Genomic DNA, 8,904 nt, shown 5'->3' with positions numbered 1-8,904 from the left:
GGCGTCTGCGGGGGGTGGCGCGGCAGGCGTTTCGGGCGTGGCGGCCGCCTCACGTCCCTTGCAGGCGGCCAGGGCTAGGGGAAGCAGAGCGACGGAGGCGGCGAACCGCAGGCGGCGAAGCGTCATCAGGCGTTCCATAGGTTCTTGATCGACCGGCGACGCCAAGCGTAGCCGTGAAGAAGCCTAGCGGCCAAGCCGTCGTTTCGTTCCGGCCCGCCGTTCAGGCCGTGCGGCTTTCGTCCCCTTTGCGCCCGCGCGCCGGGGTCGCTATATCCCCTGCACCGAATTCCTTCCCCTGAGAGACAGAGGCGTAAGCATGGCCAAGATCAAGGTCGCCAATCCCATCGTGGACATCGACGGCGACGAAATGACCCGGATCATCTGGCAGATGATCAAGGACAAGCTGGTCTTCCCGTACCTGGACCTCGAACTCGACTATTACGACCTCGGCATGGAAAGCCGTGACGCCACCGACGATCAGATCACGATCGACGCGGCCCACGCCATCCAGAAGCACGGCGTCGGCGTGAAGTGCGCCACCATCACCCCGGACGAGGCGCGCGTCGCCGAATTCGGCCTGAAGAAGATGTGGAAGTCGCCGAACGGCACCATCCGCAACATTCTGGGCGGCGTGGTCTTCCGCGAACCGATCATCTGCAAGAACGTCCCGCGCCTGGTGCCGGGCTGGACCCAGCCGATCGTCGTCGGCCGTCACGCCTTCGGCGACCAGTACAAGGCCACCGACTTCCTGATGCCGGGACCGGGCACTCTGACCATCAAGTTCGTCGGCGACGACGGCCAGGTCATCGAGCACGAGGTCTACAAATCGCCGGGCGCCGGCGTCGCCATGGGCATGTACAACCTGGACGCCTCGATCCGCGAGTTCGCCCACGCCTCGTTCGCCTATGGCCTGCAGCGCAACTACCCGGTCTATCTGTCGACCAAGAACACCATCCTGAAAGCCTACGACGGCCGCTTCAAGGACATCTTCCAGGAAGTCTTCGACGCCGACTACGCCGAGGAATTCAAGAAGCGCGGCCTGACCTATGAGCACCGCCTGATCGACGACATGGTCGCGGCCGCGATCAAGTGGTCGGGCGGCTTCGTCTGGGCGTGCAAGAACTACGACGGCGACGTGCAGTCGGACATCGTGGCGCAGGGCTTCGGCTCGCTGGGCCTGATGACCTCGGTGCTGATGACGCCGGATGGCAAGGTCATGGAGACCGAGGCCGCCCACGGCACCGTCACCCGTCACTATCGCCAGCATCAGAAGGGCGAGGCCACCTCGACCAACTCGATCGCATCGATCTTCGCCTGGACCCGCGGCTTCAAGCACCGCGCCAAGCTGGACGGCAACGCCGAGCTGGCCGAGTTTGCCGATACGCTGGAGCGCGTGGTCGTCGAGACCGTCGAGTCGGGCTTCATGACCAAGGATCTGGCCCTGCTGGTCGGCGATCAGCAGTCCTGGCTGACGACCGAAGGCTTCCTGGACAAGGTGTCCGAGAACCTGAAGAAGGCCCTGCCGGGTATCGGCTGAGGCTTTTCTAGTCGGCCGCGGTCAGAAGGCTCCGCCTTCTGACCGCGGCCCGGAGCCGCCAAGACATCAAGGCCCGCCGGAGCGATCCGGCGGGCTTTTTTTGTTGGGCGCGTATCGCGTTCGCTCCCCTCAAACGCGTCGTCATCCTCGAGGAGGACGGCGTGGGGACAGGGGGACGGAGCCGCGTGAAAACACGCATTGAACCCGCCGACGAACCATGTCCCTAATACTCTTGGGGATTTTGACGCCGTTTCGTCGTCGTCTGGTCGCGTTCGTAAGGCAGGGGAGGGCCGATGAATCGCAAACTGATCATTCGTCTGGGGGTGGCTGCGGCCGCAGTCCTTGTGGTCGCCTACGCCGCATCGCCCTTGCTGGCGGCGCGGTCGTTGATCCAGGCGGCGAAGGCGGGGGATGAAAAAGGGCTGGAGCGCCAGGTGGACTTTCCCGCCTTCCGCGCCAGTCTGAAGGACGAGCTGAACGCCCGCATGATGGCCGAGATGCGCAATGACCCGCGCATGGCCGACAGCGGCCTGTCGGGCCTGGGGATGCTGCTGGCGCCCGCCATCGTCGGCGGGGCGGTGGACGCCTTCGTCACCCCGCAGGCGATCTCCATGATGGTGCAGGAGGGACGGACGCCCAAACCCGCGCTTTCGGTCGAAACGGAACCGAAGGCGAAGAGCGGCCATGACCGCGTGCGGCAGTCGTGGGGCTATCGCGACCTGGACACCTTCGCCGTCACCCTGACCCGCGACGACCAGCCGGACGAGGCGGTGTCGCTGCTGATGAAGCGCCGCAACCTGTTCGGCTGGAAGCTGGCGGCGATTGATCTGGGGGCGCCGGAGTAAGCTTCTCCTCCCCATGTAATGGGGAGGTGGATCGGCGGCGCAGCCGACGAGACGGAGGGACTGCTTGGTTCCATTGTCCTGGCCCCTCCACCGCTTCGCGGTCCCCCTCCCCATTGCATGGGGAGGAAAGAAAAAGGGCGGCGCATCGAATGCGCCGCCCTTTGTCGTTTCAGTCTGTGCGGGCGATCAGCCCTTCAGCGCGGCGCGGATGGCGTTCAGGCCGTCCTCGGCCTTCGATCCGTCCGGGGCGCCGCCTTGGGCGAAGTCGGGCTTGCCGCCTGCGCCCTTGCCGCCCATGGCGATGACGGCGTCGCGGGCCAGGTCGGCCGCATTCACCTTGCCTGCCATGTCCGGGGTCGCGGCGACGGTGATGGCCGCCTTGCCGTCGACGACGCCGACCAGGGCGACGACGCCCGAGCCGATCTGTTTCTTGAAGTCCTCGGCCACGCCGCGCAGGCCCTTGCCGTCCACGCCGTCCAGGACGCGGGCCATCAGCTTGATCCCGCCGATCTCTTCGGGGGCCGCATTGGCGCCCGCGCCGCCGCCCAGCGCCAGTTGTTTCTTCAGGTCGGCGACCTGTTTCTCCAGCGTCTTGACCGAGGCCTGCAGGCCCTCGACGCGGGCCGGAACCTCGGCGGTCTGGATCTTGAAGCCCTGGGCCAGCGAACGGGCGACATTGGCCTGATCCAGCAGGAAGCGGCGGGCCGCCTCGCCGGTCAGGGCCTCGACGCGGCGCACGCCGGCGGCCACGCCGCCTTCCGAGACGATCTTGAACAAGGCGATGTCGCCGGTACGGAAGACGTGGGTGCCGCCGCACAGTTCAACCGAATAGGCGCCTGGACCCGACAGGGCGCGGCCGATGGTCAGGACGCGGACCTCGTCGCCGTATTTCTCGCCGAACAGGGCCACGGCGCCCGCCGCGATGGCGGCGTCGGGCGTCATCAGCTCGGTCGTGACCGGGACGTTCTGGCGGATGACGGCGTTCACCTCGTCCTCGACGCGGGCGATCTCCTCGTCCGTCATCGGGGCGTTGTGGCTGAAGTCGAAGCGCATGCGCTCGGCGTCGACCATCTGGCCCTTCTGGGCGACGTGGGCGCCCAGCACGTTCTTGACGGCGGCGTGGAACAGGTGGGCCGCCGAGTGGTTGGCGCGGGTGGTCGGACGCGAGCCTTCCTCGACCGTGGCGGTCACGACGGCGCCGGCGGCCAGCGCGCCCTTGGTCACTTCCAGCGTGTGAACGTGCAGGTCGCCGCCGTGCTTCTTGGTGTCGAGAACGCGGCCTTCGCCGCCGCTCCAGACGAAGGCGCCCTTGTCGCCCGCCTGACCGCCGCCTTCGCCGTAGAAGGGGGTCTTGTCCAGCAGCACCTCGACCGTTTCGCCGGTCGCGGCGGACGCAGCTTCGGCGCCGTCCTTGACGATGGCCAGAACCTTGCCTTCGCCGGTCTCGGACTCATAGCCGGTGAATTCCGTGCCGCCGTGCTGGTCGCGCAGGGCCAGCCAGGCCCCGGCCGAGGCCGTCTGGCCCGAGCCCTTCCAGTGCTCGCGCGAGCGATCGCGCTGCTCAGCCATGGCGGATTCGAAGCCGTCGACGTTGACGCTAAAGCCGCGACGGCGGGCCTCGTCCTGCGTCAGGTCCAGCGGGAAGCCGTAGGTGTCGTACAGGGTGAAGGCCGTCTGGCCGTCCAGCATGTCGCCAGCCTTGAAGCCGGTCGTGGCCTGATCGAACAGGTTCATGCCGCGGCCCAGGGTCGTGCGGAAACGGATTTCTTCCTGCTTCAACGTGTCCTCGATGAAGGCCTGGGCGCGGCCCAGTTCCGGATAGGCCTCGCCCATCTCCTGAACCAGGGTCGGCACCAGGCGGTGCATCAGCGGATCGGCGGCGCCCAGCAGGTGGGCGTGGCGCATGGCGCGGCGCATGATGCGGCGCAGGACATAGCCCCGGCCCTCGTTCGAGGGCGTCACGCCGTCGGCGATCAGGAAGGCGGTCGAACGAAGGTGGTCGGCGATGACCCGGTGCGACGGGGCGCGCTCGCCCTCGGCCTTGGTCGAGGTCAGTTCTTCCGAGGCGTTGATCAGGCTCTTGAACAGGTCGACGTCATAGTTGGAGTGGACGCCCTGCAGGACGGCGGCGATGCGCTCCAGGCCCATGCCGGTGTCGACCGACTTCTTGGGCAGTTCGCGAACGATCTCGTCGTTCTCCTTCTCGAACTGCATGAAGACGTTGTTCCAGATCTCGACGAAGCGGTCGCCGTCCTCGTCCGGCGAACCGGGAGGGCCGCCGAAGATGTGGTCGCCGTGGTCGTAGAAGATCTCGGTGCAGGGGCCGCAGGGGCCGCTGTCGCCCATGGCCCAGAAGTTGTCGTTGGTGGGGATGCGGATGATCTTCTCGTCCGCGAAGCCCGTCACCTTCTTCCAGATGTCGAAGGCCTGATCGTCGGTGTGGTAGACGGTGACCAGCAGGCGTGCGGGGTCCAGGCCGAACTCCTTGGTCAGCAGGCCCCAGGCGCTCTCGATGGCGTGGTCCTTGAAGTAGTCGCCGAACGAGAAATTGCCCAGCATTTCAAAGAAGGTGTGATGACGCGCGGTGTAGCCGACGTTGTCCAGGTCGTTGTGCTTGCCGCCGGCGCGCACGCATTTCTGCGAGCTGGTGGCGCGCTTATAGGGCGGCACGGCCGCGCCGGTGAAGTAGTCCTTGAACGGCACCATGCCCGCGTTGACGAACAACAGGGTCGGGTCGTTCTGCGGCACGAGCGGAGCCGACTGCACCTTCTCGTGGCCGTCGGCGGCGAAGTAGTCGAGGAAGGTGGAACGGATCTGCTTCAGGCTGGTCATGGGCGTATCGCTCTGGAACTCGGGCGCGCGGGAGGAAATATCGGAACCGGCGTCATATAGGGATTTTGCGCCGAACGCATCACCCGGCGGAGGTCAGTCTCAGCGCGGCGTCAACGGGCCGTGCAGAGCGCTACGTGAGCGGATGTGGACGTTGAGCGGAGCACCTGCCTTTACCATGACGGACTTCAACACGATGTCGTTCTGAACGAGAGGCGCGCGTTCGGCTGTCGGATGCAGCTGTGCAAGCAACAGGTAGGGCCCTGCAGGGACGGAAGGGAAGCTGAAGGCGCCGCCCGTTCCGCAAGTCGTTTCGCGTATGTAGGATGCCGATGCGGCTTCGGGCCAAGACCACCGTTCAGGTTGTTCGCTGAAGCCGTTAAGCCAATCGCCGCGCTCTGTGACGATAAGGCGGTGCTGTCGCTCTAGCAGCCAGCGCATGTGCGGGGTGTCAGGGATCAGTCGAATGAACAGTTGTTCGCAAGTCAGAGTTTCGTCCGGAATAGGTTCGACAACTCCGCTGTAACCTTGGCGATAGCTGGCTGTCAGGGTCAGACGTCCCGCGATCGGTGCGCCGGGAGCCAGGGCCCACTCGTGCGCGCTGGGGTCGAAGGCGTTGCGGCGTTCGAACTCATGTTGCTCGTGCAACTGATGAACGGCGGCGAGCGTCAGGCATCCGGAAAGCGGCAGGGCCGTCAGCATGACCGCCAGTGATATGGAGAGAGCGCGCGACTTCATTCGTTCACCATGACGAAGCGTTGCTGGGCCGTCTATGCACGGCGTGTTCGGGAGAAAGCCTTGCGCCTTAGTCGTGCAGGCGATGCGGCGAGACGATCAGGCCGTCCTCGTCAGCGTAGAGCCAGTCGCCGGGGGTGAAGATGACGCCGCCGAAGGCGGTGGGAATGTCGATCTCGCCGATGGCGTCGCGATCGGCGCGCATGGGGATGGTTCCCAGGGCTTTGACGCCGACGTTCATGGTGTTGATGACGGCTGTGTCGCGCACGGCGCCGTGGACGACGATCCCGGCCCAGCCGTTGTCGATGGCCAGCTTGGCCAGATTGTCGCCGACCAGGGCGCGTTTGAGCGAACCGCCGCCGTTGACGACCAGGACCGCGCCTTGGCCGGGGCGCTCCAGCGTCTGGCGGACCAGGGTGTTGTCGTCCAGCACGCTGAGGGTGCGGATCGGGCCGTGGAAGGCCGCGACCTGGCCGAAGCTGCGGAAGTGAGTCTGGCAGACCTTCACCTCTTCGGAGTGGGCGTCGCAGAGGTCGGCGGTGGCGAAGGTCATGGGGGGCTCCGGTTCTTTGCGCGAAGCTTGCCCGTTGGCGGTCATGGGAAACAAGGCCGCTTGCGCGGAGAAGCGGGTTGGCGGCGTGCCTCAATCTCCGCTCATCCCGGCGGACGCCGGGATGAGCGGGAGAGGGGCGATGTAAAAAAGAGGCCCGCCCGACGCAGGTCGGGCGGGCCGGTCTCCGTCCGACCGGCCCCGCGGGGTCGGTAGGCGGGTCGCGAGGCGGCGAACGGAGAAGCTCTGGCCGTCAGCACGCCTCTTGCCTTCTGCCGTCATCCTCGGGCTTGAACCGAGGATCGGATCGTCAGCGCGATCACGGCTGGAACGGAAGAGGACGCGCCTGGCTGGATCCTCGGGTCAAGCCCGAGGATGACGGCGTTGGGGGTGGCGGATCAGCCTTCCAGATCCTGCCCTTCGTCGGGCTCGGGCGCGCCCAGCATGTCGTCGGCGATCTTGGCCGTGGACTGGCGGACAGCCTTCTCGATGGCGAGGGCCATGTCGGGGTTGTTCTTCAGGAACTCCTTGGCGTTCTCGCGACCCTGACCGATGCGGGTCGAGTCGTAGGAGAACCAGGAGCCGGACTTCTCGATGATGTTGGCCTTGACGCCCAGGTCGATGATCTCGCCGATCTTGGAGATGCCCTCGCCGTACATGATGTCGAAGATGACCTCGCGGAACGGCGGGGCGACCTTGTTCTTGACGACCTTGACGCGGGTGGTGTTGCCGACCACCTCGTCGCGGTTCTTGATCGCGCCGGTGCGGCGGATGTCCAGGCGCACCGAGGCGTAGAACTTCAGCGCATTGCCGCCCGTCGTCGTTTCCGGCGAGCCGTACATGACGCCGATCTTGTGACGGATCTGGTTGATGAACAGGACGATGCACTTGGACTTGGAGATGGAGGCCGTCAGCTTGCGCAGGGCCTGCGACATCAGGCGGGCCTGAAGGCCGGGCAGGCTGTCGCCCATCTCGCCCTCGATTTCCGCGCGCGGCGTCAGGGCGGCGACCGAGTCGACCACCACAATGTCCACGGCGCCCGAGCGCACCAGGGTGTCGACGATCTCCAGCGCCTGTTCGCCGGCGTCGGGCTGCGACACCAGCAGGTCGTCGAGGTTGACGCCCAGCTTCTGGGCGTAGACCGGGTCCAGCGCGTGTTCGGCGTCGACGAAGGCGGCGACGCCGCCCTTCTTCTGGACTTCGGCCACGGTGTGCAGGGCGAGCGTCGTCTTGCCCGAGGATTCGGGGCCGAACACCTCGATCACCCGGCCGACCGGCAGACCGCCGATGCCGAGCGCCATGTCGAGGCCCAGAGAGCCGGTCGAGACGCTCTCGATCTCGGCCACCTGTCCGGCCTTGCCCAGTTTCATGACCGAGCCCTTGCCGAAGGCGCGATCGATCTGCGCGATCGCCGCCTCCAGAGCGCGTTGTTTGTCGCCGTCTTCTTTACCCACGAGCTTCAGTGCCGCCTGTGACATTGGTTTTCTCTCCCTTGCCATGATTCCCATCTGACTTCGGGAGAAACCCGCCACGGACCCGCTCCCTCGTTGAGACGGACTATGGACACGGTTTGTTCTTGTTCGCAAGATGTTCTCGTGAACTGAACAAGAACATTTATCACGATGCGACCGATTTTGTCGTGATGGTTCCGCCGCGCCAGAAGGGCCCGGCGCGGGCTAGGCGGGCGAAGGCGCGGCTTGAGGCGGCGTGCAGGGCGGCGGCGCTCTGTTCGCGGCGGCCGATCAGGCGCCCGGCGGCGAAGGCGATCTCGGGCGAGGTCAGTCGGGCCTCGGCGGGGATGCGGTCGCGCGCCACGGCCAGGTCGTTGAGAGCGCCGAAGGCGTCCTGCACCTGTTCCAGGCGCTTGCGAAAGCGGCGCTCGCGGCGGGGACGGTCGAACAGGCCGGCGTAGAACTCGGCCGCATAGCGCAGGCGCTTCACCCGGATACGCAGGCGGTGGCGGCCCACGGCGTCCAGGCGGTCCAGGCGACGACCGTCGCGTCGTATCCGCCGGTTCAGCCGCGCCAGGGCTTCGGCGGCGAACGCGGCGACGGGTCGCTGTCGGCGCCAGGCGCGCACCGGGTCGGGATCGGTGCGCCAGGCGCCGGTCTCGATCCAGGCCAGGGTCTCAAACATCAGGGCGGCGTAGCGCGGCGAATCGATCGCCGCCATCGCTCGGCGGTAGGCGCCGCTGCGCGCCGCCAGCAGACGCAGGCCCAGGGGGGCGAGGTCGGGATCGGGCGTTTCGAGCGCGGCGGGATGGAAGACGTCGCGGATGAAGACGTCCAGGTCGCGCGCGGCGTCGGTCTCATGCGCCAGCCATTTCAGCTCGGCGACGACGGGGGCGGCGTCCTCGCCCAGCAGGGGGGCGAAGACGGACAGGGCGGCGCGCAGGCGGCGCAGGCCGA

7 protein-coding genes are annotated in these 8,904 nt (G+C 66.7%); 2 read left to right on the top strand and 5 right to left on the bottom strand.

The window, feature by feature from the left end:
* The first annotated feature begins 316 nt into the window (after positions 1 to 316).
* Both BDIM_RS12850 and BDIM_RS12845 read left to right on the top strand, forming a co-directional pair.
* Positions 317 to 1,537, top strand: a complete 1,221-nt coding sequence (locus tag BDIM_RS12850) for an NADP-dependent isocitrate dehydrogenase (RefSeq protein ID WP_003166034.1) — start codon at positions 317 to 319, stop codon at positions 1,535 to 1,537.
* Between the two features lie 293 nt (positions 1,538 to 1,830).
* Entirely contained in the window at positions 1,831 to 2,382 is a 552-nt protein-coding gene (locus tag BDIM_RS12845) for a DUF2939 domain-containing protein (protein WP_003166033.1), read from the top strand.
* Positions 2,383 to 2,568: 186 nt separating this feature from the next.
* Here the strand turns inward: BDIM_RS12845 and alaS are convergent, their stop codons facing one another.
* From alaS to BDIM_RS18100, 5 genes are all read right to left on the bottom strand, one after another.
* Entirely contained in the window at positions 2,569 to 5,214 is a 2,646-nt protein-coding gene (gene alaS, locus BDIM_RS12840) for an alanine--tRNA ligase (RefSeq protein WP_003166032.1), read from the bottom strand.
* Between the two features lie 99 nt (positions 5,215 to 5,313).
* Positions 5,314 to 5,949, bottom strand: coding sequence for a carboxypeptidase regulatory-like domain-containing protein (locus BDIM_RS12835; protein ID WP_003166031.1), 636 nt, complete (start codon positions 5,947 to 5,949; stop codon positions 5,314 to 5,316).
* Between the two features lie 67 nt (positions 5,950 to 6,016).
* Positions 6,017 to 6,499, bottom strand: a complete 483-nt coding sequence (rraA, locus tag BDIM_RS12830; RefSeq protein WP_003166030.1) for a ribonuclease E activity regulator RraA — start codon at positions 6,497 to 6,499, stop codon at positions 6,017 to 6,019.
* Positions 6,500 to 6,894: 395 nt separating this feature from the next.
* Positions 6,895 to 7,974 (bottom strand): recombinase RecA, encoded by a 1,080-nt coding sequence (recA, locus tag BDIM_RS12825; RefSeq protein ID WP_040346130.1) that lies wholly within the window; start codon positions 7,972 to 7,974, stop codon positions 6,895 to 6,897.
* A gap of 139 nt (positions 7,975 to 8,113) precedes the next feature.
* On the bottom strand, positions 8,114 to 8,904 hold a 791-nt coding region (locus BDIM_RS18100; protein ID WP_169312152.1), incomplete at its 5' end, for a CHAD domain-containing protein.

This window comes from Brevundimonas diminuta ATCC 11568, from assembly GCF_000204035.1.
Classification (GTDB): Bacteria; Pseudomonadota; Alphaproteobacteria; order Caulobacterales; family Caulobacteraceae; genus Brevundimonas; species Brevundimonas diminuta.
Note: the sequence above shows the minus strand (reverse complement) of the source record. Positions and strands in the feature narration are given on the sequence as shown.

Excerpts from the sequence above, each read along its gene's own strand:
- alaS (WP_003166032.1), bottom strand. The coding sequence starts at position 5,214 with ATGACCAGCCTGAAGCAGATCCGTTCCACCTTCCTCGACTACTTCGCC.
- BDIM_RS12845 (WP_003166033.1), top strand. The coding sequence starts at position 1,831 with ATGAATCGCAAACTGATCATTCGTCTGGGGGTGGCTGCGGCCGCAGTC.
- BDIM_RS12835 (WP_003166031.1), bottom strand. The coding sequence starts at position 5,949 with ATGAAGTCGCGCGCTCTCTCCATATCACTGGCGGTCATGCTGACGGCC.
- rraA (WP_003166030.1), bottom strand. The coding sequence starts at position 6,499 with ATGACCTTCGCCACCGCCGACCTCTGCGACGCCCACTCCGAAGAGGTG.
- BDIM_RS12850 (WP_003166034.1), top strand. The coding sequence starts at position 317 with ATGGCCAAGATCAAGGTCGCCAATCCCATCGTGGACATCGACGGCGAC.
- recA (WP_040346130.1), bottom strand. The coding sequence starts at position 7,974 with ATGTCACAGGCGGCACTGAAGCTCGTGGGTAAAGAAGACGGCGACAAA.